The following is a 20,928-nucleotide window of genomic DNA, read 5'->3' as shown; positions in this document are numbered from 1 at the left end:
TATGCCATCGTAAACACGCGAAGGGGCGGGCAGGACCGGTACCCTGCCCGCTCCTTGCGTCGGACCAACGGCGGATCTAGCGGCGGCCGCCACCACCCCCGGGCCCCTGGGCCTGGGTGTACTGCCCAGCGGTGACGGTTCCCTGTTCCTCAGCACCCTCAATGGATCCCGTGGTCAGACCCGCTTTCGTATCTGCGGTGCCACCCGTGTACACCGTGTAGCTTTCCCCAGCGGTGATCGCTGCGGAGGACAACACCAAGGACGCAATGGACTTAGTGGTCACGAACGTGGCAATCACAGCCCCGGACGGGTCAACGATGTGCACCGGAGTGCCGGCGGCAACCGAGGAATTGAAGGTCAGCTGTACGCCCGACTGCGTGGACGAGGTCCCCGGGGTGACTGCCATTCCGGCGCTTCCTGCTGCTGCCACGGTTCCGCCGGTGACTACCAGTTCGCCGTTCACATCGAGTGCGCCGTTGCCGTCGTTGGTGGGGCCGTTGACCACCACGGTGCCGCCGGAGATCGTGGCGCTGCCGTTGGAATCCAGCCCGTCTCCGTCGGAATTGATGGTCAGTGTTCCACCCGAAACGTCCACGGTGTAATCCCCGGCGGCAGACTCACCGCCTATGCCGCCACCGCCGGGTCCACCCATCCCGCCGGCGGCGGCACCGGCGTCCCCCGCACCGGCATCCGCTGATGTGGACGAACTTCCCGAGGCGTTCACGCCGTCGTCGTGTGAGGTGACGGTGACATCGCCGCCGGAGATGGCGATGTGCTGCGCTTCGAGTCCTTCTTCCGATTCGGCCACAGTGACCGTCCCGCCCGAAACCGTGAGGGTGTTGAAGGCTTTTACGCCGTCGTCGCCGGCGTTGACCGTCAGTGAGCCGCCGCTGACGAGCAGCCAGCCCCGGCCTTCGTCCATTTCGTTGTCGGCCTTGACGCCGTCCCCGCCGGCTGTGACTTGGTAGGCGCCGTCCAGCAGGACCGTGTAGTCCTTGCCACGGATTCCATCGTCCACGGCGTCCACAGTGACCTTGCCGGCGGCCATCACCAGTCCGTCCTTGGAAACAATGCCGTCGTTGAACTTGCCGTTGACGCTGAGGGATCCGGTTCCTGCGATGGTCAGGTCCGCCATGGAGTAAAGCGCAGCGTTGGGGGCGTCGTCGCCTTGGTCTGTGTACGTGGCGGCGTCGGTCAACGCGTTGGTACTGCTCTCTTCCAGGTACACGATTGCTTCGTCGGCGCTCTGCACCACGAACGGCGAACCGCCGGAGTTGCCCAGTTCGACTCCATCCAGAATGATGCGCACGGTGTCCGAATCGCTGGCAGCCACCTCGATCCGGCCGTCCGTCAGCGAGCCGCTGAGGCGGTACGTTCCGGCTGCGCTGATCGTGATGGTGTTGCCGTCTACCGCCACGCCGGTGGACGACGACGACGTCACTTTGCTGCCGCCGTCGGCCAGGCTGATTGCCACTTCAGCAGCGGTATCCCAGTTGAGGTCGTCGCTGTCGTAGTGGGTGTCTTCCTCGATGGTGGCGGCGGTGACTGCCTGCTGGGTGGTTGTTGTCGTGGTGGAAGTACCGGTGGTGCCTGTGGAGGTGGAGTTGGTGGCGGCCGTGGAGCACCCGGCCAGGGAGATGGCCAGGGCGACGGCGGCAACGGAAAGGGACGTGCGGAAGGAGCGCATGGTGGGATTCCTTAGTCTGTGGAGGGAAGGTCAGTGGAGGGGGGTCAGGGGCAACCTGCGCCGAAGGGTCTGGTTCCAGCGGTTGGCAGGGAGCTCCGGGTGGAGCGCAGCCATCCCGGTGGCGAACTTCGAGATGCGGCACGGCCGGACGCCGTGCGCCCACAAATGCCTGTCCAAAGGGCCGGGGGCGGAGCCGGATTTCGTCTCGACCACCACGGCGTTGTCCAGCACCCATGGTTGGCCGTAGGGGCTCTGCCACGTGACGTCGTTGTCGATGGTCGCGCGGCTGCCGGACCCGGGGAGGAACAAGGTGGTGCGGTCGTATCGTGTGGAAAGGACGGGCTCCAAGGGGCTGAAGGTGACATCTCCAATCGTGGCGGCCAAGGTCTCGTTCACGTAGGCCAGGCCTTCCGCGGTCAGCCGGTCCCGGTCGCACACCTCGTACGGAATCCGTTCCTTGACCGTTGCCTCCCGGGCGCCTTCGGTCTTCACTTCCAGGAAGCTGACCGCACTGTCGAGGTAGGTCCGCGTACGGATCTTGAACCGGCGGCGCCGTCCATGGGCGGCCAGAAGGTAACTGTCCAATCCCGGGGTGTCGAAGTAGACGGAGTCGTAGGCGAAGGTGCGTTTCCCGTCCATTTCCAGGACCCGGGCCTCTGTGCTGAACGTGCTCAGGATCTGGCGGGCCGTCGCCGACGGAACCAGGTACTTTCGGTCGACCCGGGTCAGCAGTGCGGCTTCCGTGGTGAGTTCTTCAAGTCCGACGGCGGGCAGGCCGCCCAGCTGCGGCATGATCGGTGCGGCATCGACGCGGCTCACGCTACACCAGCCGAGGTGGGCACGGACTGCTGGGTGTGCTCCGCTGCCGGCCCGGGCTGCGCGGGCAGTTCCTGAGGTGCGGGCGAGAGGGCGCCGGCAGGCTGGTTGAAACCAAGCTGTGGGGGTTGTGGCTGCTGCTGGGGGTGGACTGCGTAACGGACGTCCACGATCGTCTTGTCGTTGACCATGTCCAACTCCTGGATGGTGGCCGAATGGACCGTGCCGTCGAGAACCTCCTCCAGCCGGGCGTAGAGCTCGGGCTCGTTGTTGATGGCGCGGTCCAGGACTACGGTCTGGTGACGGTAGGCCGGCAGGACCCGTGGGTTGTCGCCGACGAACATCACCAGGAGCACCAGCGCCATGAGGGACAGGGTCAGCCAGAGCGGTTCCACGCCGATACCCGCGATCAGGCCCAGGGCCAGGGCTGAGAAGTAGTAGGCCACCTCGTGCTGGGCGAGTTCCGTGGACCGGAGCCGGATGATCGACAGCACTCCGAACAGGCCAAGTCCCAAGCCAACACCGGCAGCTGATCCGGACAACGCCGTTGCCACGGCCAGGACGCCAACGTTCATGCCCAAGTAGGACACCACCAGGTCGCGGCGCCGGTGCCGGCGGAGGTAGAGAGCGAGCGTCAGAATGGCGATGGCGGCCAAATCTGCCGCGATAAGAATGATGGTGTTCATCAGTTACTCCGGAATCTCTTGGGGGATTGGTCTCCACTTTTCCCGGTCATGCTGTGCTGAAACTGTGTCGGGACCAATGCTGGGATATGCGTTTCGACGGGGGCCGGTTTCGTTGCGGCTGCCCGCGCCGTGCGCACAAAAAGGAAGCGCTGCTGCACGGCATAGCTGACACCCAAGAGGGTCACTTCGGCCACCAGTTTGGCCAGCAGGTCCGGGACGGCCAGGGACGTCAGGGCCCACATCGCGGCGTAATTGGCGCACAACAGGACAGTCACCAAGGCCACATATCCCGTGGCTGCGGCACGGAACGACGTGTCTTGGCCATGCTCAAACACCAGCCTTCGATTAACCATGAAGTTCACCGAAGCGCTGAACAAGCGGGCCCCCACCACCGCCATCAGCAGGGAGTCCGTGAGGGCACTGAGGACCACGAACATCACCGTGTCCACCACGAACGCGGACAGCGACGAGCCAAGGAACTTCAGCAAGGGCGCATAAATCCGCAGCGAATCGGCAACGGGCCTGAAGTGCGATCCCGAATTCCCGTCGAGATAGACCGTGGCTATTTCCACGCTCTCAATGCCGTATCCGGCCTGTTTCGCCTCGAGCAGCAGATTGAGTTCGTATTCGTAGCGTTGTCCGCGGACTGTCACCAGCCACGGAAGCATGTCAGCCTTGTAGCCGCGAAGGCCTGTCTGCGTGTCCGTGATCCGTTGACCCGTCGCGAGCCTGAACAGCCAGCGCGTCACCGTGTTTCCCAACTTGCTTTTGGCCGGGACATCACCGGTGAAATTGCGGCAGCCAAGTACCATCGCAGCTGTGACGTGCCGGACGCGGTCAGCAACGGCGAGGATGTCGGCCACCCCGTGCTGTCCGTCGCTGTCAGCGCAGACAACGTCGTGGCCCGGAAAACGTTCCGCGACGAAGGTAAACCCGCTCTTGAGGGCGTGGCCTTTTCCGCCGTTCACCGCGTAACTGAGCACTTGGCACCCAAGCCGGGCGGCGTCGTCGAACGTGGTCTGGTAGTCCGGTCCGGAGCCGTCGTCCACCACCACGATGGTCAGCCACGGATCGGCTTCCCGAAGACTGCGGACAAGGGAAGTGAGCTGGTGGTCCGGCTCGTACGCCGGTATCAGGACGATCATGACTGGGCGATGTAGAGGATGTCCGAGGTACCGCGCTCTTTGTTCTCGCCGAGCGGGTTGTTCACCAGGGAGCCGTTGAAGTACATGGTGGAGGAGCCGCCGCCGTCGATGTTGTAGGCGGTGGTGGCACCCAAGTCCTTCATGATCTGCGCCAGGCCGGTCATGGTGACGCCGGCGGAATAGCCCGGGCTGCGGCCGTCCACCACCACGAACACCAGATGGTTCCCATCAATGACGCCGACGGCGGTTCGTGGTTGTTCGCCCTGGATGGAGTGGTTGCCGAAGTTGGTATCTACTTCCACGTCCTCGATGCCCGAGGCAATTTCACCGTTGTCCAGCAGCGACGGGCCAAACGAGAGGGTGTTCCAGACACCGTCCGCGATGAGTTGGTCGGCCGAGGTGGTGGTTTCGTCGTAGACCTTGACGGAGCCGTCTTTGTAGAACGCCAAGCCTTGGCGCGCTCCCTCGTCGCGGTACACCACGCCGTTGCGGATCACGATGCCCGTGTCCCGGAAGCCGTAGTAGTCGCCGTTGATGGCGAAGATGGCGTTGTGGTCCCCTGCGATCGCAGACGTTGTTTCTGTGATGTTCCCGCCGTAGGTATCCTCGGCGAACGCCGACTTCAGCGTGGTGGCATCCTCAAGCACGACGTCGGCAACGTAGTACGTCACGGTGTCGTCACCGCTGCCGGTGGTCACCGTTGAGATGGTGACGCCGGTGTCCCCGGAGGTGTACGAAGTATCGGTGACAACGGCGGTCGCGGCCGTGTCAGCGGAAGTCCCCTCCGTCGAGCTGTTTGTCGTAGTGCCGGCCTGGCTTGCTTCGTATTCGGAGACGTTGGTGATCTGTGCGTGCGGAATGACGAAGCGGTCCAGGGCCCAGGCGGCGGCGCCCCCGGCAGAGAGAGTGACCGCCAGAACGGCGGAGACGACGGCGCGCCGGGTCCGGCTGCCCTTACGGTTCTTGGTCTGTGCAGGAGTCATGCCTCGTTTCTACGGAGCGAGGCTACGCCGGAGGTTTGCCCAACATATGCAGGGGCTGTGAAGGTTCACCAGTGCCGGCGGTCTGCCTCCCGGGCTGCTTCTTCGATGCGGTACCGGTGGGCTGCCCACTCCTCGGAGTTACGGCCGGGGATGTTGGGATCGCCCGGCCTCTGCCCCGCGGAGCCATCGATGAGCTCGCGGATGATGTCTGCGTGCCCCGCGTGCCTGGCGGTTTCCACGCACATGTGGACCAGGATCTGGTGGAGCGTGACGTTCTTCTTCTCCTCCGACCACCACGGCACCACGCCCGGAGCATCCAACGGGAGGGTCTCGATGGTTTCATCGCTGTGCTTCGCGGAAAAGCGGTGCAACTCCAGGACTTCTTCCCGGCTCTCGGTGGCAGGGACCCACATATCGGAATCCGGTTCGGCGTCCTCCGCCAGCCACGGCATCTCCCTGCCGCTGGGCCGCCCGAATGTCACCCCGAAATAGTCGAGCTCCACGCTGGCCACGTGCTTCACGAGGCCCAGCAGATTGGTTCCTGTGGGAGTCATGGGCCTGCGGGCGTCGTACTCGCTGAGGTTCTCCACCTTGCCGAGCAGGTCCGCCCTCCGGAGCCGCAAATAGCCGAGCAACATCGCTTTGTCATCCATGGGGAGCACTCTACAGAAAGGCGGGACCCGCGACTTCGCTGGAACACTGTGGCTTCGCCGGAAAGTTCCAGCGGTCTCGCACGTTTCCAGCGACGGGGACGTACCAGGTACTGCTTTATTCCTCTCTTCGGCATCGCGTTGACTTCAACCCAAGCCAGTGGCGGACCCGGCGAAGGACGCCGGACCCTGTCCAGCCACGAGTGTTAGGAGCAACTCCTTGTCACTTCAATTCCCCCGCAGAACGCTTCTTCAGGGCGCCGGTGCCCTGTCCCTGGCAGCAATGGTCAGCTCGATGTTCGCCCAGAACGCGTGGGCCGAAACCGAACCGGGCGCAGCGGAGTTCGCAGCGCTGCGAAACCGTTGGGTGGACCAGATCACCGGCCGTAATGTCATCCAAGCGGGCGATCCGGACTTCGCCAAAGCGGTCGCTGCCGTGAACACCAAAGCCGCCGACTCCTTGGCAAAACTCAACCGGGCGTCCGGGCGGACATCGGTCTTCACGGATCTGTCCTTCGCCAAGGATGCGGAGATGGTCACCACGTACACGCGCCTTTCCCAGCTCGCCACTGCCTGGGCGACACCCACGGCGGCGGTGTTTGGGGATGCCTCAGTGCTGGCAGATATCAAAGCCGGGCTTGCTGATGCCAACACCCTTTGCTACAACGACGCCAAGGAAGAGGTTGGCAACTGGTGGTCGTGGGAGATCGGCGTTCCCCGTGCACTCGCGGACGCCATGGTCCTGCTGCACGCCGAGCTGTCCGCCGTCGAAATCCAGGCCTACTCAGCGGCGATTGACCACTTTGTGCCCGACCCCTGGCTGCAGTTCCCACCCAAACGCGGAAAGATCACGTCCGTGGGGCCAACAGGGTGGACCTGTGCCAGGGAATCATCATCCGGTCCCTGGCTGGCGAAGATCCGGCCAAACTCAAACATGCAGTCGCCGGACTCAGCCAAGTGTGGCAGTTCGTCACCAGCGGGGATGGAATCTTCCGCGATGGTTCGTTCATCCAACACAGCACCACCCCTTACACGGGCTCTTACGGTGTAGTCCTCCTCACCGGTTTGTCCAAGCTGTTCTCGGTGCTGGGAGGCTCGGCATTCGAGGTTTCCGACCCGTCGCGCAACATCTTCTTCGACGCCGTGGAGGGTTCGTTTGCTCCCGTGATGATCAACGGAGCCATGGCCGATTCTGTTCGCGGCAGAAGCATCAGCAGGGAGGCCAACACCGGCTACGACCTCGGGGCGTCGGCCATCGAGGCCATCCTGCTCCTGGCCCGGGCCATGGATCCGGCCACTGCCGCCCGGTGGAGGGGATTATGCGCTGGCTGGATTACCCGCAATACCTACCGCCCGATCCTTGGCAGTGCAAGCGTGCCCAGGACGGCACTGGTGAAGGAACTCCAAGCCACAGGCGTTGCTCCCGTAGCAGAACCGGCAGGCCACAGGCTCTTCCCGGCGATGGACCGCACCATGCACCGGGGACCCGGATGGGCATTGTCGCTCTCCATGTCCAGCAATCGCATTGCCTGGTACGAATGCGGCAATGGAGAGAATAACCGCGGCTATCACACGGGTTCCGGCATGACCTACTTCTACACGTCCGACCTCGCCCAGTACGATGACGCGTTCTGGGCCACGGCCAACTACAACCGCCTCCCCGGCACCACCGTGGACACCACGCCCTTGCCGGACAAGGTGGAGGGTGAATGGGGCGCTGCGGTCCCGGCCAATGAGTGGAGCGGCGCCACAGCGCTGGGCGAGGTTGCCGCCGTCGGGCAGCATCTGGTGGGGCCGGGCCGCACGGGCTTGTCTGCAAGAAAGTCCTGGTTTGTCAGCGGCGATGTCACCGTATGCCTCGGGGCGGACATCAGGACTGGGTCCGGCGCCCGCGTGGAAACCATCGTTGACCACCGCAACCTCCACCAAGGCAGCAATGCACTCACGACGACGGCAGGCACCATCGCCGGATCGGCTGGCAGCGCTGAGGTACTGAGCGATGGGCGCTGGGTCCATTTGGAGGGTTTCGGAGGCTACGCCATGCTGGACGATTCTCCACTTCACGTGCTTCGGGAAACCAGGTCAGGCAGTTGGGCTGGGGTCAACGTCAACGGCAGTACCACGGTCCACCAGCGTAACTTCGCCACGCTCTACATAGACCACGGCGCCGGATCTGCCCCGGCCAGCTATGCGTATGTGGTGGCGCCAGGAGCCTCGCTGAACGTGACCCAAGAACTGGTGCAGGGAAACAAATACAGGGTGATCCGCAATGATTCCACAGCGCAATCCGTGGAATTCAAAGCCGCGAAGACCACGGCAGCTACGTTCTGGAAGCCCGGGACAGCAGGGGACTTGGGAGCGTCCGGAGCTGCCTGTGTGGTGTTCTCGAGGCACGGCAACGTCCTCAATCTGGCTTTCAGCGAGCCAACGCAAAAGGCTGCCAGCCTCACACTGACCCTGCCCGAGGGCACGTGGTCCAGCGTGGTGGAGGGTGCCGGCACACTGGGGACAAATGCTGCGGGACAAACCACACTGACGTTGGACACCGCCGGGCTCAGCGGCCAGACAAAGCTTATCAAGCTCAGCCGCTAGACCCTCGTTGTGAGGCCCGTTCTGCACCCCATTTCGCCCTGAACGGCTGCTAAGCGGGCCTCACAACGCACGCGAAACCTGGGGAACCCCGCTCTTCCTGGCCCCACACGAATCACGGACAACAATGCGTGGCCGCAACCGGATTTGGTACAACGGACATGCGTCGCCTTCGGTCAGCCGACGCAACAGGACATCGGCGGCCATGACGCCCAGTCTGTGCTTGGCCGGCGAGACCGCCGTGAGTGGTATTCGGGCGAGGTCGGCCATTTCGTCGTCGTAAGAAACCAGGGCGAGGTCCTCCGGCACCCGAACCCCGTGCCTGGACGCCGCTCCTTCCAGCAAAGCCGCTTCCCGGTCTCCGAAGACCAAGGCCGCTGTGGCGCCACTTCCTGCCAGCAGCTCGAACATGTGCTCCGCCTGATCGGCTTCCCACTCCGGCTTCGTTGCGCTGAATGCCATGCGCGTGTCGGTCTCCAACCCCAACGCCGCGATGGCAGCCGTATACCCTGCGATGACCGCAGCCTGCGTGGGATTGCTGCTGCGAGCGGCCTCGTTCGCCCGCGTGAGCAGCCCAATCTTTCGGTGACCCAAGCGGTGGAGGTGCATGACGGCGTCGTACGCTCCGCCTTGGTGATCAGAGCAGACGTGTTCTGTGAGGTCGCCTGGCCCCAGGTCGTCCAGGCTCCGCTCCAGGAGGACAACCGGCACGGGCAAGGCCATGAGCTCGGCAACGCGCTGCTGGGGGTTGGCCAAGCCGGTCAGCGTTGGCACCAGGATGAGGCCATCCACTCCGGCGTCCAGGAGGAACTGGATGCTGGCGTTCTCCCGGGTGAAGTCGTAATGGTACGTGGACAACTGCAGGCTTGCACCGCGGGCGGAGAGATGTTCCTCGATCCCCTGAAGAACGCGCGGGTAATAGAGCTGCGTGTCCGGGAGCAGTACGCCGATGACAAAACGGGAGCGCTTCTGCGCACGCTGGGGTGCGGCGACGAAACTGCCTGCACCCTGCCGCCGGACCACGAGCCCTTTGCCCACAAGGTCCTCGAAGGCCCGCCGCACCGTGGTCAGGGAGAGTCCGGTCTCTGCTGCCAGTTGCTGCTCTGTGGGGAGCTTCGTCCCCACCGCCCACGTACCGGCGATGATGTCCCTGCGGAGGTCGTCACTCAGGTCCTGGAACTTCAAATTGGCCTTGGCCGTGTCTCGAAGTGCTGTGGTACCGGAGTCCGCTTGCGGTTCCTGTTTCCTCTTTGGCATGATCCATCTCCACCTGTGGACAGACAATTTCTCTTATCATGCCTCACAATTTAGAGAGTATTCAGGGAGTAATTTCCTCCCCTCGTGAGTATTTTTATGCTGTTCGGGAATGCTCATTGATTCCTTGCCTTCGCCGTCCGTAGCAATGGAGGGTGTCCAACAAGAAGCCAAATATTCTCTTCATCCTCAGCGACGACCAAGGTGCGTGGGCCCTGGGCTGCGCGGGAAACACTGAGATCCACACCTCACATCTTGATGCCCTCGCTGCCCGTGGGACGCGCTTGGAGAATTTCTTCTGCGTCTCTCCCGTGTGCTCACCAGCGCGCGCCAGCCTGATGACCGGGGAGATCCCCTCACGGCACGGCGTCCACGACTACTTGGCCGGCGTTGAAACGGGACCTGAAGCAGTGGACTACCTCCAAGGGCAAGCACTGTTCACGGATGCCCTGGCCGATGCCGGCTACCGCCTGGGCCTCTCCGGCAAATGGCATCTGGGGGCCAATGACGTTCCGAGGAAAGGCTTCAGCCACTGGTTTGCGCTGGAGGGTGGCGGCAGTCCCTATGACAGCTCGGTGATGTACAGGTTCGACGGCGGCACCAGCCACCGGGAACTGGTCACCGAATACTTGACGGACGCGATTACCCGCGACGCAGTGGGCTTCGTCGATGAGGCTTCGCAGGAATCCGAACCCTTCTTCCTTGCCGTGAACTACACGGCTCCCCACAAGCCGTGGAAGGGCCAGCACCCGCCCGGGTTCGAGGAACTCTACAGCGACTGCGAGTTCATCAGTTGCCCGCAGGAGGCAATGCACCCATGGACTCCAACCGTGGAGGGTGTCCCAGTCGGCGGCGAGGCGGACGTGCGGGCCGCGTTGGTGGGGTACTTTGCCGCGGTGAGCGCCATGGACGCCGGGATTGGCAAGATCCTGCGCCGCCTGGAGGAACTGGGGATCAGGGACAACACCCTTGTGGTCTTCAGCAGTGATAACGGCTTCAACTGCGGCCACCACGGTATTTGGGGCAAGGGCAACGGGACGTTCCCGCAGAACGTCTACGATTCCTCCGTCAAGGTCCCCGCGATCTTCGCGCTCCCGGGCAGGGTCCAGCAGGGGCTGGTGCTGACGGAGCTGTTGTCCGCTTATGACGTAGCTGCCACCGTGCTGGAGCTAGCGGGCCTGGACTCCCGTCCCTTCGAGCGCGGGCCTGGGCAGTCCTTCGCGGAGCTGTTGCGCGCGCTGCCGGACCCCGCGGGGGACGCTGGCGGTAGGAACCCCGACGGCGGCGGCCCGCCCGCCGCTGCCGGGGACCGCGCCGTCGTGGTCTTTGACGAATACGGACCGGTCCGGATGATTCGCAGCACGGAGTGGAAGTATGTGCACCGCTTTCCTCATGGTCCCCACGAACTTTACGACCTCGTGGCTGATCCGGGTGAACGCCTCAATCTGGTGGATCTGCCGGCGCATTCAACGCGGGTGGCCGGCATGCGGGCCCAACTGCAGGAATGGTTCCAGCGCCACGCTGCCCCCGGGCTCGATGGCAGCTGGCTTCCGGTGGCCGGCGCAGGCCAGACTGCGTCCGTGCTGGACGATCCCCTGGGGGCATTCATTCCACCCAACTGGGATGGCACAGCCGCAGCCGGCCACGCCTTCTAGGGGACTTCGCTCAGGATCCGAGCGGTATTCGTGGCATCGCGGGACGCGTTGAGAACCACGGGGTTGCCTGATGTGGCTGCCTCGTAGGACGCCAGGACTACCTCGACGATGTGGCGGGCGTGGTCGACGCTGACTTTCGGTGTTCCGCCGTCGAGTACTGTGACGAAGTCCTGCAACTGCAGGAAGAAGCCTTGCTGGATATCCTCCGGCTGTGGCTCCCACACGGTGCGGGTGGCACCATTGCTGCGGACCAACGTTCCGTTGTGTGGGCTGCAGGAAATGGTGCCGTGTTCGCACACGACAAGGACCTCGTCCACGCGTTGGGCAGCATCGGACACCACCGAGATGCTGACGTGGACTCCGTTTCTGAGCGTCAGCGCGATGGCACCGTCGGTTTCTACGGGAACACCGAAGCGATTGAGGGTGGAGGCGTTCAACGAGCCAACTGCGGCGCCACCAAACCAGATGGAGCGGTCAAGGCAGTGGCCGCCGATGTTCATGAGTGCGCCACCACCAGCCATGGCCTCGCTGAAGAACCAGTCCGGACGGCTCCCGGGACGGTAGTCGGTAGTCCTGTAATCGCGGATCATCAGGACACGGCCGAGTTCTCCGCTCGCCAGCACCTCCTCCGCCGCCAGCTTCTCCGGAAGGAAATGCTGAATCTGGCCGATCACCAAGGCCACTCCGGCCTCGTCACAGGCACGGATCATGCGATCACAGTCGGCGACCGTGGTGGCCATGGGCTTTTCCACCAGCACGTGTAACCCGTGGTCCGCTGCGGCCACCACCATCTCGAGGTGCAGTGCATGCGGAGTATTGATGATGACCGCGTGCAGGCCAGCCTCACGGAACATGGCCCGATAGTCCCCATAGACGGAAGCCCCCCATGGCGATGCGACCCTCTGTGCGGCTTCATCCCGCAGGTCGCAGACGGCGGCCAACTCCACGTTGCTGATCCGCGCTGCGGATGCTGCATGGAAGTGTGCCACGGCGCCCGCGCCAATGATCCCAAGTCGTATCAATTTCCCTCTTTAGCTCGGAGCCGGAGCGCGGGCCCGTTTGATCGGAACACCGCGCAGGTCTCCTCGATTGTTGGGCAGCCTGAAAAGAGGAATAAATGCCTAATTGGGCCGGACTCACCTGGGGTACGCCGGGGATGCCAAACCATCATCGAAACTTTCCAAAATACTCATTGAATCCTGCTTTCGGGGGCTGTGAGAGTCGTCTCACTGAACCGCATCCGGCTGGTTCCCCCTCACTCGAAAGGTGATTCCCATGGGCAAAACAGCCCGTCATCTTCGCCCGCTGGCCGCACTGTTGGGTGCAGCGCTTGCCTTGTCCACCACTGCTTGCGGCGGAGCCACCGATGCCTCCCCGGCCGCCGAAGCCGTGGATATTTCCGGGTCCATTTCCGGCCAGACCATCAACTATTGGTCGATGTGGAAGGACGGCGAACCACAGCAAAAGGTCATCGCCACTGCCATCGCGGACTTCGAAAAAGAAACCGGAGCCAAAGTCAGCGTCCAATGGCAGGGACGAAGCAACACCGAAAAGCTCGTCCCCGCGCTGAACACCAACAACGTCCCGGACCTGGTGGACGGAACGCTCGCCAAGCTCGCCCCGGTGATCGGCGAAACCGGGCAAGCCAGCCCCCTGACGTCCGTCTACTCGTACGAGCTGGATGGGAAGACCGTCAGCTCAGTGATCCCGGAGAAGTTCACCAGCAACGGCGTCTTCAAGGGAGAAGACGGACAGCCCTGGATGGTTCCCTACAGCATCAGCTCCGACGGCATCTGGTTCGATGCCGCCAAACACCCGGAGCTCAAAGCCACGCCGCCCGCAACCTGGGATGAATTTATTGAGGTCCTGGACAAGCTGAAGGCCGGTGGAACAGCACCCATTGCCGCGGACGGTGACATCGCCGGCTACAACTCCACATGGTTCGTCACCGCGCTGCTCCGGCTCAAAGGCGCAGGCAGCTTCAAGGCCCTCGCCGAAGACAAGTCCGGTGAAGGGTGGGACGATCCCGCTGTCCTTGAAGCAGCCCGAAAGGTGGAAACCCTGGTTAAGGGCGGATACCTCAACAGTGGCTACAACGCCAGCAAGTTCCCGGCGCAACAACAGCTCTGGGCGAACGGCGATGCGGCACTGATCCTCAACGGCTCATGGACGCCCACGGAAACCGGCTCATATGCCGCACCCGGCTTCGAATATTCCTCCTTCCAGTTTCCGGCCATCGGCGGCAAGCCAGCCAGTGCCCGCGTGGACTTCATTGGTTTCGCTGTTCCAGCAAAATCCAAGAACCAGGTTCCTGCCCAGCGACTTGCGGCGTACCTGCTGGGCGCCAAGTACCAGGACGCCCTCGGAACAGACGCCAAGGTGCTGCCGGTGAGGCAGGACGCACCGGTGGACCCCGCCGTCGCAAGCGTCAAAGCCGCCATCGACGCCGCTCCGGCCACGCACCTGCAGAACGACGGCGTGACGTTCCCCGGTTACACCGAGAAAGTCTTCTTCCCCAGGGACGATGAACTGTTCCTTGGAAAGACCACAGCCGCAGAGTTCGTGGCCAAGATGAAGGAAGCCCAGATCCAGTACTGGAAGGACAACGGCTGATGTCCGTGGGTCTGAAGGAGCCACGCGCCAGGAAAGCGGCACTGCAGAATCCGGCCTCCCGCAATCCAGTGGCCACAAGGGCATCAGCTCAAGGCCGCCGGCCGGGAAGTTCCATTGACGTGCAGCGCAAGAAACTGCTGATTCCCTTCGTGGGTCCGGCATTCGTCTTGTACACCGTCCTCTTCATCGTCCCCGCCCTGGGCGCAGTCTGGATCAGCCTCCACAAGTGGGCAGGTTCCGGACCCATGAAATTCGTGGGCCTGGACAATTACGGCCGGATTTTCCGGGACCCGCTGTTCCTGTCATCGTTCGGCAACACCCTGCTTCTGCTGTTCGTGGTGGGAGCCGCGATCTTCATTCTCGCTTTTGCCATGACGCTCGTCCTCCGGGACATGGCAGGGAAGAAAGTGGTCCGTAACGTCATCTTCTTCCCGCACCTCATCAACGCGCTCGTGTTCGGCGTCCTGGCAGGCTTCATCTTCAACCCGGGCGGCATGGTGAACAGCATCCTGGCACCTCTTGGTGTGACGGATCCGCCAAAGTGGCTGGCGCAGGACAACATCTTCCCGCTCATCATGGTCACGCTGGTCTGCACTACCACCGGCTACTTCACCACCATCCTGATGGCCGGCGTCGACCGTATTCCGCCTTACTACTACGAGGACTGTGCACTGGCCGGGGCCACCGCGTTCCAGAGGCTGCGGTATGTCATCCTCCCGCTGACCTGGGACGTCTTCGGTACCTGTGCCGTGCTGTGGACCATCTCGTCGGTGAAGATCTTCGAGATCGTCTGGGTCTTCGGTGGAAGTTCCGGGGCCGGGGTGCCGCCAACCCAGAGCTGGACGGCCGCCGTCTACACCTACGTCAACGCCTTCTCCGGACAGTCCACGCCGGCCTATGGAGCCGCAACGGCCTCTGCCGTGTTGTCCCTGGCGCTGATCTCCATCCTGGTTGTCCTGCTGCGCCGCGCAATGCGTCGCGACGCCGTCGAGTTCTAAAGGAAATGTCATGAGCGAATACAAACTGCTGGGACCCATGGCTACCACCCGCAGGCGGGGACGCCGGGGCGTCAGTCCCGCGTTGCGCGGCGAGCGCAGCGTGGTCCGTGGGATCGGGGTGGGTCTGCTGTGGTTGGTGGTCGCGATCAGCATCGCGGCACTGGTGTGGATGGTGGCACAGGCATTTCGGGATACCCGTGCCATTCTTGATGACCCTTGGGGGGTGCCGTCGTCCCTGGACTTCGGCAACTTCGTGCGGGCCTGGACGGTGGGAGACTTCGCGGTGGCCACATGGAACAGCCTGCTGACCACGGTGGTGTCCTCGGTCCTGACGGTCGCCATCGCCGCGCCGTGTGCCTACTACCTGAGCCGTGTGGACAACAGGCTGACCCGCGGCCTGAGCCTCTACTTCATCCTGGGCCTGGGTATTCCGGCGCAGGTCATTCTGATTCCACTCTTCGTCATGCTGAACAAGGTGTATCTCACGGACAGCATCATCGGATTGAACCTCGTCTACATTGGGGTTTCCATGCCCTTCACGGTCTTCCTGCTGACCGCCTTCTTCCGTTCCCTCCCCCTGGAGATGGAAGAAGCCGCAGCCCTGGACGGGACCACGGCCTTCGGAACGTTTTGGCGCATCACCCTGCCCTTGGCCAAGGGAGGCATCCTCACAGCCTTCATCCTCCAGGTCATCTCGCACTGGAACGAAACCCTTCTGGCCTTGACCCTGCTGCAATCCACTGAGAAGTACACGCTCCCGGTAGCGCTGATTTCGTTCGTTCAGCAGCAGACTTACTCGGGCGCTGACTGGGGCGGGCTGTTTGCCGGCCTTGTGATGGTTGTGCTGCCCATGCTGGTTATCTACGTGTGGCTGGGCAGGCGCCTCACCGAGGGACTGACGCTGGGGATGGGCAAATAGACCCCCGACGCCGGGGCTACCGCGGACTTTTGTCGATCACGCAGAAGCGGTTGCCGTCCGGGTCAGCGAGGACCACGAAGTCCGGATCCTCGGGGTACAGGTCCCAGTCAACTCGTTGGGCGCCGAGCCCGATGAGCCGCTCCACCTCGGCAGCCTGGTCATCCGCGTAGAGGTCAAGGTGAGTGCGGGGGTGATCCTGTACCGGTGTTTCACTGAGCATGAGGGCCAGTTGGGGTCCGGTGCCGGACGCCGGTTCCAGGATCACCCACGTGTCATCGCCCGGTTCCCGTGGGACGTATCCAAGGGCTTGGTGCCAGAACCGGGTGGCGCGGGCCATGTCATTGATGCCCAGGACTGTGCTGCCGATAGTCAACATGGGGCCAGCGTAGCGGCGGTGAACTGGCATGTCTTGTCCATTGCGCAGCACCAGTGCCACAGTGAACCATGGCCACAGAAGACGATATCCGGCGCATCTGCCTGGGCATGCCCGGTGTAAGTGAGCGTCCCAGTTGGGGACAGCCCGCCTGGTTCGCAAAGACCCTCATGGCCCGCATCTGGGAAGAAGGCGTGGGCACCGTCAAAACCGATGAACGCGAAGCGCTCGCAGCCATGAATCCGGATACCTTCTTCTGGACCCCACATCACGACCAATCCCCGCAACTCATGCTGATCAGGCTCGAGCGAATCGGCACGGACGAGTTGGATGAGCTGCTGCAGGAGTCGTACCGAATCGCCGGCGGCCCAGGCAAACCCAACTGAGTAACAGCAAACGTCCCATTGAGCGCTCAGTAGAACATGTGCTGTTACCCAGTTGGATGCGGGCGGTCGGGCTAGACTCGGCCGCATGGGGGATCACAACACACTTGGGGAACACAACACACCGCAGCCTGCCCGCAAACTGGCAGCCGTCGTCGTACCTTTGCTGGGGTTAATCGCCGTGGTTGTGGGCGTGATCGTGGCGTGGAACGGCATGAGTGACCAGATTGGCTGGTTTGCCTACGCGCCACTGAGCGACAGTGTGTTCGTAGGGGACAACGGCTCCTTCGTGAGTAAAGGGACCCAGCTCGGCTTGGCCGTGGCGGGGGGTGGCCTGTTGGTCCTCGCGTTCTGGGCGGGACTCGCCGTCGGCCGTCGCAGAAGCCACCCAGAGCGCTGAGTCCGCCGCAGAAACGCGAAATCGCCGGAAAGCTCCAGGCGAACTGGCAGCGTTCCGGCGATCTCGGCGCAAGCAAACAACAGACTAGGTGAGCTTCACCTGGCGGTTCATGTCCTTGTAGAGCAGGTAACGGAACTCGCCCGGACCGCCGGCGTAGCAAGCCTGGGGGCAGAACGCGCGCAGCCACATGAAGTCGCCGGCCTCCACCTCAACCCAGTCGTTGTTGAGCAGGTACATGGCCTTGCCCTCAAGCACGTACAGGCCGTGCTCCATGACGTGCGTCTCCGGGAAGGGGATCACACCGCCGGGCTGGAAGGTGACGATGTTGACCTGCATGTCGTGCGCGAGGTCGCTGGAGTCCGTGAAGCGCGTGGTCTTCCAGACGTCGTCGGTGTCCGGCATGGAGGTGGGCTCCACGTCCTTCTCGTTGGTGACGAAGGACTTGGCTTCGAACCCTTCGAGCCGCTCGTAGGCCTTGCGGATCCAGTGGAAGGACACGATGTCGTCGGAAACGTTCTCCAAGCCCCACTCTGCACCGGCAGCGAGGTAGGCGTAGCCACCCTCTTCGAGGTGGTGCAGTTCGCCGTCGAGGGTCAGGTTCACCTGGCCCTTGGTGACGAAGATGACGCCTTCAACCCCGGCCTCGAACTCGGCTTTGGGAGCCCCGCCGCCAGGGCCGATCTCAACGATCAGCTGCGAGAACGTGGTGGCGAAACCGGAGATCGGCCGCGCGATGATCCATGACCGCGTGTTGGAGAAACCCGGCAGGTTGCTGGTGACGATGTCCGTCATCACGCCCTTGGGGATCACCGTGTAGGCCTCGGTGACGATCGCCCGTTCGGTGGTCAGCTGCGTCTGCGGCGGCAGGCCGCCCTGCGGGTAGTAATACTTGCCCATGCGAATTGCTCCTATCAGTGCGAAGTTGGTTGTGCGAGCCGCGGGTGCGCCAGTGCGGTCAGCTGTGAAAGTTCGACGCCGGCAAGCGCCTTGACCTCGTCGGTCCCCACTGCGCCGCACTGGACGCCGCGGAGGACGAAGCCGGCAAGCGCGCGGGCGGTGGCGGGCTCATCCATAACGCCGCCTTCGGTGCGTTCGACGTAGTTGCGGAGGCGGAGCGCCGCGGCGGGCAGGCCTTCGCGGTAGAAAGCGTACGACGCCGAGAAGCGGCTGGGCAGTTGGGCGGCGTGGAGGTCCCACCCCTGGTAGTAGCCGTTTTCCAGGGAACGTCGGACCAGTCGGCCGTGCAGTTTCCAAGCATCTTCCACGGCATCGCCCACGGGAATGATGTTGGTGGAACCGTCGGAGAGACGGATGCCCGTGCCGGCAACAGCGAGCTGCATGACTTCCTTGGCGAAGTCGGCCACCGGGTGCTCCATGGACTGGTATTCCGCGGAGATTCCCAATGATGCGCTGTAGTCGTAGGTCCCGTAGTGCAGGGCGCTGATGCGTCCCGGAACAACGTGGGGGAGCTGGGCAACAGGTGAGGTTCCGTCGGCGCCGATGATGAGCTGCGGTGTTTCCACCTGGACCTCAAAACGTAGCCGTCCGGCGGGAAGCCCGTGGACTTCCTCCAGGCGGGACACTGCGAAGTCCATGGCCTGGACCTGTGCCACAGTGGTGACCTTGGGCAGGGTAAGGACCAGGCCGGCGGGGAGCTCGCCGGACTCAGCCAAAGTAGAGACGAACAGGTCCAGGGTCTTGAGGCCGCGGGCCCGGGTGGGGGCTTCGAAGCACTTGAAGCGGATGCCGATGAACGGCGGAGCTGTTCCGGCCGCAACTGCGGCTGCAACAGCCTTGGCGGCAGCAACGGCGTCGGCGTCTTCTGCCTCATCCCCGCGGTCGCCGTAGCCGTCTTCGAAGTCCAAACGCAGGTCCTCGATCGGCTCAGCCGAAAGCTTTGCAGCAACCCGTTCGGCAACAGCAGCAGCCAAGTGAGGCTCCTGGCCCAACAGCTGACCCAGCTTTTCAAGGCCGCCGTGCGCTTCCGCCGTCGCGAGGGCCTGGGCGCCCCACTCAGCTGCGAGAGCTGGTGTGAAGCGGTCAGCCGGGATGTAGACGGTGTGGATGGGCTGTCGTGAGCCGTCGTCGCCAGGGTAGTTCCGGTCGAGCAGCTGGTCCGTCGCGGCAAGCTGCGACTCGATGTGGGCCAGATCGGATGCAGAGAATGAGCCCATCTCAGCCCACCAGCTCATACGCGGGCGTGGTGAGGAAGTCGGTGTAATCGTCGGACAAACAGATGTCCTCGATCAGCTTCGACGCCGGCTCGTAGTACTTGGTGAAGTTCTCGTCGCCGAATTCGATGCGCAGGCGCTCGGTCTCTTCGCCCAGGATCCGGGTGACGAGTTCGCGGGTCACGGTGTTGCCCGTGTCCGCGAGCACTGACTTGTTACGGATCTGCTGCCAGACCTGCGAGCGGGAGATCTCCGCGGTTGCGGCATCCTCCATGAGGTTGTGGATGGCCACGGCACCGCTGCCGGAGATCCACACGCCCGTGTAAGCGACGGCGACGTACAGGTTCAGCCGCAGGCCGGCTTCGGTGACGTGGCCTTCGGCTGATGCGACGTCGATCAGCTGCTCAGCCGTGACGCTCACCTCGGGGCGCTGCTTGTCCAGCTGGTTGGGACGGTCACCCAGCACGGAATCGAACACCTCGCGGCACGTGGGAACCAGGTCCGGGTGGGCCACCCAGGAACCGTCAAAGCCATCGTTTGCCTCGCGGGTCTTGTCGGCGCGGACCTTGTCGAAGGCTGCGGCGGTGACGTCGGGCTGCTTGCGGTTGGGGATGACGGCGGCCATGCCACCCATGGCGAAGGCGCCGCGCTTGTGGCAGGTCTTGACCAGGAGTTCGGTGTAGGCCCGCATGAACGGTGCCGTCATGGCAACGGTGGCGCGGTCCGGGAGGACGAACTCTTCGCCGGCATCACGGAAGTACTTGATGATGCTGAAGAGGTAGTCCCAGCGGCCGGCGTTCAGGCCCGAGGCGTGATCGCGCAGTTCGTAGAGGATCTCGTCCATCTCGAACGCCGCCGGGATGGTTTCGATGAGCACCGTGGCGCGGACGCTGCCCTGCGGGATGCCGAGGAAATCCTGGGCGAAAACGAAGACGTCGTTCCAGAGGCGTGCCTCCAGGTGGCTCTCCATCTTGGGCAGGTAGTAGTACGGGCCGTGGCCGTTGAGGAGCAGCTGCTTGGCGATGTGGAAGAAGTGCAGGCCGAAGTCCACCAACGCACCCACGGCGGGTTCGCCGTCGATCAGCAGGTGGCGTTCTTCCATGTGCCAGCCGCGGGGGCGGGCGACAACGACAGCCAGGGGAGCGTCCGTGCGAAGTCGGTATTCCTTGCCTTCCGGCGAGGTGTAGCTCAGGGTTCCCTGGGCGGCGTCGCGAAGGTTGAGGATGGCGTCGATGACGTTGGGCCACGTGGGCGTGCTGGCATCTTCGAGGTCCGCCAGCCACACCTTGGCGCCGGAGTTCAGGGCGTTGATGGCCATCTTGGCCGGGGTTGCCGGGCCGGTCATTTCGACCCGGCGGTCCTGCAAGGCTGCCGGTGCCTCGGCGACCTTCCAGTCGCCGTCGCGGATGTCCTGGGTCTCCGGGAGGAAGTCCAGGCGGGACGTGTCGGCAACCTTCTGGCGCTTGACTTTACGGGCTTCAAGGAGGTCGTTGCGGGTGCCGGCGAAGCGCCTGTGCAGTTCCTCGACGAAGGCCAGTGCCTTGGGAGTGAGGATTTCCTCGGCGCGATCGATCGGCCGGGGATCGGTGACTGTGATAGCCATGTG

19 protein-coding genes and 1 pseudogene are annotated in these 20,928 nt (G+C 63.5%); 8 read left to right on the top strand and 12 right to left on the bottom strand.

The genetic code is table 11. The annotated features are described in order from the left end of the window. Positions 1–76: 76 nt before the first annotated feature. The 6 genes from AYX22_RS18200 to AYX22_RS18175 form a co-directional block, all read right to left on the bottom strand. Positions 77–1,687: a carbohydrate-binding domain-containing protein gene (locus AYX22_RS18200; protein ID WP_207594733.1), complete on the bottom strand. Its 1,611-nt coding sequence runs from the start codon at positions 1,685–1,687 to the stop codon at positions 77–79. A 30-nt stretch (positions 1,688–1,717) separates the two neighbouring features. After that, positions 1,718–2,479: a polyphosphate polymerase domain-containing protein gene (locus tag AYX22_RS18195; RefSeq protein ID WP_207597643.1), complete on the bottom strand. Its 762-nt coding sequence runs from the start codon at positions 2,477–2,479 to the stop codon at positions 1,718–1,720. A 23-nt stretch (positions 2,480–2,502) separates the two neighbouring features. Beyond that, positions 2,503–3,189, bottom strand: a complete 687-nt coding sequence (locus AYX22_RS18190) for a DUF4956 domain-containing protein (protein ID WP_207594731.1) — start codon at positions 3,187–3,189, stop codon at positions 2,503–2,505. Continuing rightward, positions 3,189–4,334 (bottom strand): bifunctional glycosyltransferase family 2/GtrA family protein, encoded by a 1,146-nt coding sequence (locus AYX22_RS18185; protein ID WP_207594729.1) that lies wholly within the window; start codon positions 4,332–4,334, stop codon positions 3,189–3,191. The genes AYX22_RS18190 and AYX22_RS18185 overlap by 1 nt, the downstream gene beginning before the upstream one ends. Beyond that, a complete protein-coding gene (locus AYX22_RS18180; RefSeq protein WP_207594727.1) occupies positions 4,331–5,317 on the bottom strand; it encodes a phosphodiester glycosidase family protein in 987 nt (328 codons plus the stop codon). Before AYX22_RS18180 ends, AYX22_RS18185 begins: the two co-directional genes overlap by 4 nt. 65 nt (positions 5,318–5,382) lie before the next feature. Beyond that, positions 5,383–5,970, bottom strand: coding sequence for a DinB family protein (locus tag AYX22_RS18175; RefSeq protein ID WP_207594725.1), 588 nt, complete (start codon positions 5,968–5,970; stop codon positions 5,383–5,385). A gap of 280 nt (positions 5,971–6,250) precedes the next feature. On the opposite strand from AYX22_RS18175, the pseudogene AYX22_RS24160 reads away from it, so the two are divergent. Together AYX22_RS24160 and AYX22_RS18170 are read left to right on the top strand one after the other, a co-directional pair. After that, positions 6,251–6,769, top strand: a pseudogene (locus AYX22_RS24160) (hyaluronate lyase); the annotation flags it as partial. Positions 6,770–6,837: 68 nt separating this feature from the next. After that, complete coding sequence (locus AYX22_RS18170) at positions 6,838–8,559, top strand: polysaccharide lyase 8 family protein (protein ID WP_242703396.1); 1,722 nt, start codon at positions 6,838–6,840, stop codon at positions 8,557–8,559. 60 nt (positions 8,560–8,619) lie between these two features. On the opposite strand, the gene AYX22_RS18165 is transcribed toward AYX22_RS18170, so the two are convergent. Next, the gene (locus tag AYX22_RS18165; RefSeq protein ID WP_207594723.1) at positions 8,620–9,813 is read right to left on the bottom strand and encodes a substrate-binding domain-containing protein; all 1,194 of its coding nucleotides are present in this window, start codon (positions 9,811–9,813) and stop codon (positions 8,620–8,622) included. A gap of 152 nt (positions 9,814–9,965) precedes the next feature. On the opposite strand from AYX22_RS18165, the gene AYX22_RS18160 reads away from it, so the two are divergent. Next, entirely contained in the window at positions 9,966–11,465 is a 1,500-nt protein-coding gene (locus AYX22_RS18160; protein WP_207594721.1) for a sulfatase-like hydrolase/transferase, read from the top strand. Here the strand turns inward: AYX22_RS18160 and AYX22_RS18155 are convergent. Beyond that, positions 11,462–12,487 (bottom strand): Gfo/Idh/MocA family oxidoreductase, encoded by a 1,026-nt coding sequence (locus AYX22_RS18155; protein ID WP_207594719.1) that lies wholly within the window; start codon positions 12,485–12,487, stop codon positions 11,462–11,464. The two genes, AYX22_RS18160 and AYX22_RS18155, sit on opposite strands and share 4 nt — an antisense overlap. Positions 12,488–12,740: 253 nt before the next feature. On the opposite strand from AYX22_RS18155, the gene AYX22_RS18150 reads away from it, so the two are divergent. From AYX22_RS18150 to AYX22_RS18140, 3 genes are read left to right on the top strand one after another with little or no spacing between them, the layout of a single operon-like run. Further along, complete coding sequence (locus tag AYX22_RS18150) at positions 12,741–14,078, top strand: extracellular solute-binding protein (RefSeq protein WP_207594717.1); 1,338 nt, start codon at positions 12,741–12,743, stop codon at positions 14,076–14,078. Then, positions 14,078–15,076 carry a sugar ABC transporter permease gene (locus AYX22_RS18145; RefSeq protein WP_207594715.1) on the top strand — a complete coding sequence of 333 codons (999 nt, stop codon included), beginning with the start codon at positions 14,078–14,080 and terminating at the stop codon, positions 15,074–15,076. The genes AYX22_RS18150 and AYX22_RS18145 overlap by 1 nt, the downstream gene beginning before the upstream one ends. Before the next feature lie 10 nt (positions 15,077–15,086). Then, the gene (locus AYX22_RS18140; protein WP_207594714.1) at positions 15,087–15,995 is read left to right on the top strand and encodes a carbohydrate ABC transporter permease; all 909 of its coding nucleotides are present in this window, start codon (positions 15,087–15,089) and stop codon (positions 15,993–15,995) included. Positions 15,996–16,011: 16 nt separating this feature from the next. On the opposite strand, the gene AYX22_RS18135 is transcribed toward AYX22_RS18140, so the two are convergent. Further along, positions 16,012–16,371, bottom strand: coding sequence for a VOC family protein (locus AYX22_RS18135; RefSeq protein WP_207597642.1), 360 nt, complete (start codon positions 16,369–16,371; stop codon positions 16,012–16,014). A 68-nt stretch (positions 16,372–16,439) separates the two neighbouring features. Between AYX22_RS18135 and AYX22_RS18130 the strand changes: the two genes are divergently transcribed. Together AYX22_RS18130 and AYX22_RS18125 are read left to right on the top strand one after the other, a co-directional pair. After that, complete coding sequence (locus AYX22_RS18130; RefSeq protein ID WP_207594712.1) at positions 16,440–16,754, top strand: MmcQ/YjbR family DNA-binding protein; 315 nt, start codon at positions 16,440–16,442, stop codon at positions 16,752–16,754. 85 nt (positions 16,755–16,839) lie between these two features. Further along, complete coding sequence (locus AYX22_RS18125; RefSeq protein ID WP_207594710.1) at positions 16,840–17,151, top strand: hypothetical protein; 312 nt, start codon at positions 16,840–16,842, stop codon at positions 17,149–17,151. Positions 17,152–17,235: 84 nt separating this feature from the next. Here AYX22_RS18125 and AYX22_RS18120 read toward each other — a convergent pair whose 3' ends face one another. From AYX22_RS18120 to aceB, 3 genes are read right to left on the bottom strand one after another with little or no spacing between them, the layout of a single operon-like run. Beyond that, positions 17,236–18,048 carry a bifunctional allantoicase/(S)-ureidoglycine aminohydrolase gene (locus tag AYX22_RS18120; RefSeq protein WP_207594708.1) on the bottom strand — a complete coding sequence of 271 codons (813 nt, stop codon included), beginning with the start codon at positions 18,046–18,048 and terminating at the stop codon, positions 17,236–17,238. A gap of 14 nt (positions 18,049–18,062) precedes the next feature. Next, positions 18,063–19,325: an aldolase gene (locus tag AYX22_RS18115; RefSeq protein WP_207594706.1), complete on the bottom strand. Its 1,263-nt coding sequence runs from the start codon at positions 19,323–19,325 to the stop codon at positions 18,063–18,065. Position 19,326: 1 nt separating this feature from the next. Beyond that, positions 19,327–20,925, bottom strand: a complete 1,599-nt coding sequence (aceB, locus tag AYX22_RS18110) for a malate synthase A (RefSeq protein ID WP_207594704.1) — start codon at positions 20,923–20,925, stop codon at positions 19,327–19,329. Positions 20,926–20,928: the final 3 nt, after the last annotated feature.

This window comes from Arthrobacter sp. D5-1, assembly GCF_017357425.1.
In the GTDB taxonomy this organism is placed as follows: Bacteria; Actinomycetota; Actinomycetes; order Actinomycetales; family Micrococcaceae; genus Arthrobacter.
Note: the sequence above shows the minus strand (reverse complement) of the source record. Positions and strands in the feature narration are given on the sequence as shown.

Bases quoted from the DNA above. Each gene is read 5' to 3' on its own strand.
- AYX22_RS18200 (WP_207594733.1), bottom strand. From the start codon at position 1,687: ATGCGCTCCTTCCGCACGTCCCTTTCCGTTGCCGCCGTCGCCCTGGCC.
- AYX22_RS18195 (WP_207597643.1), bottom strand. From the start codon at position 2,479: ATGCCGCAGCTGGGCGGCCTGCCCGCCGTCGGACTTGAAGAACTCACC.
- AYX22_RS18190 (WP_207594731.1), bottom strand. From the start codon at position 3,189: ATGAACACCATCATTCTTATCGCGGCAGATTTGGCCGCCATCGCCATT.
- AYX22_RS18185 (WP_207594729.1), bottom strand. From the start codon at position 4,334: ATGATCGTCCTGATACCGGCGTACGAGCCGGACCACCAGCTCACTTCC.
- AYX22_RS18180 (WP_207594727.1), bottom strand. From the start codon at position 5,317: ATGACTCCTGCACAGACCAAGAACCGTAAGGGCAGCCGGACCCGGCGC.
- AYX22_RS18175 (WP_207594725.1), bottom strand. From the start codon at position 5,970: ATGGATGACAAAGCGATGTTGCTCGGCTATTTGCGGCTCCGGAGGGCG.
- AYX22_RS18165 (WP_207594723.1), bottom strand. From the start codon at position 9,813: ATGCCAAAGAGGAAACAGGAACCGCAAGCGGACTCCGGTACCACAGCA.
- AYX22_RS18150 (WP_207594717.1), top strand. From the start codon at position 12,741: ATGGGCAAAACAGCCCGTCATCTTCGCCCGCTGGCCGCACTGTTGGGT.
- AYX22_RS18145 (WP_207594715.1), top strand. From the start codon at position 14,078: ATGTCCGTGGGTCTGAAGGAGCCACGCGCCAGGAAAGCGGCACTGCAG.
- AYX22_RS18140 (WP_207594714.1), top strand. From the start codon at position 15,087: ATGAGCGAATACAAACTGCTGGGACCCATGGCTACCACCCGCAGGCGG.
- AYX22_RS18135 (WP_207597642.1), bottom strand. From the start codon at position 16,371: ATGTTGACTATCGGCAGCACAGTCCTGGGCATCAATGACATGGCCCGC.
- AYX22_RS18130 (WP_207594712.1), top strand. From the start codon at position 16,440: ATGGCCACAGAAGACGATATCCGGCGCATCTGCCTGGGCATGCCCGGT.
- AYX22_RS18125 (WP_207594710.1), top strand. From the start codon at position 16,840: ATGGGGGATCACAACACACTTGGGGAACACAACACACCGCAGCCTGCC.
- AYX22_RS18120 (WP_207594708.1), bottom strand. From the start codon at position 18,048: ATGGGCAAGTATTACTACCCGCAGGGCGGCCTGCCGCCGCAGACGCAG.
- AYX22_RS18115 (WP_207594706.1), bottom strand. From the start codon at position 19,325: ATGGGCTCATTCTCTGCATCCGATCTGGCCCACATCGAGTCGCAGCTT.
- aceB (WP_207594704.1), bottom strand. From the start codon at position 20,925: ATGGCTATCACAGTCACCGATCCCCGGCCGATCGATCGCGCCGAGGAA.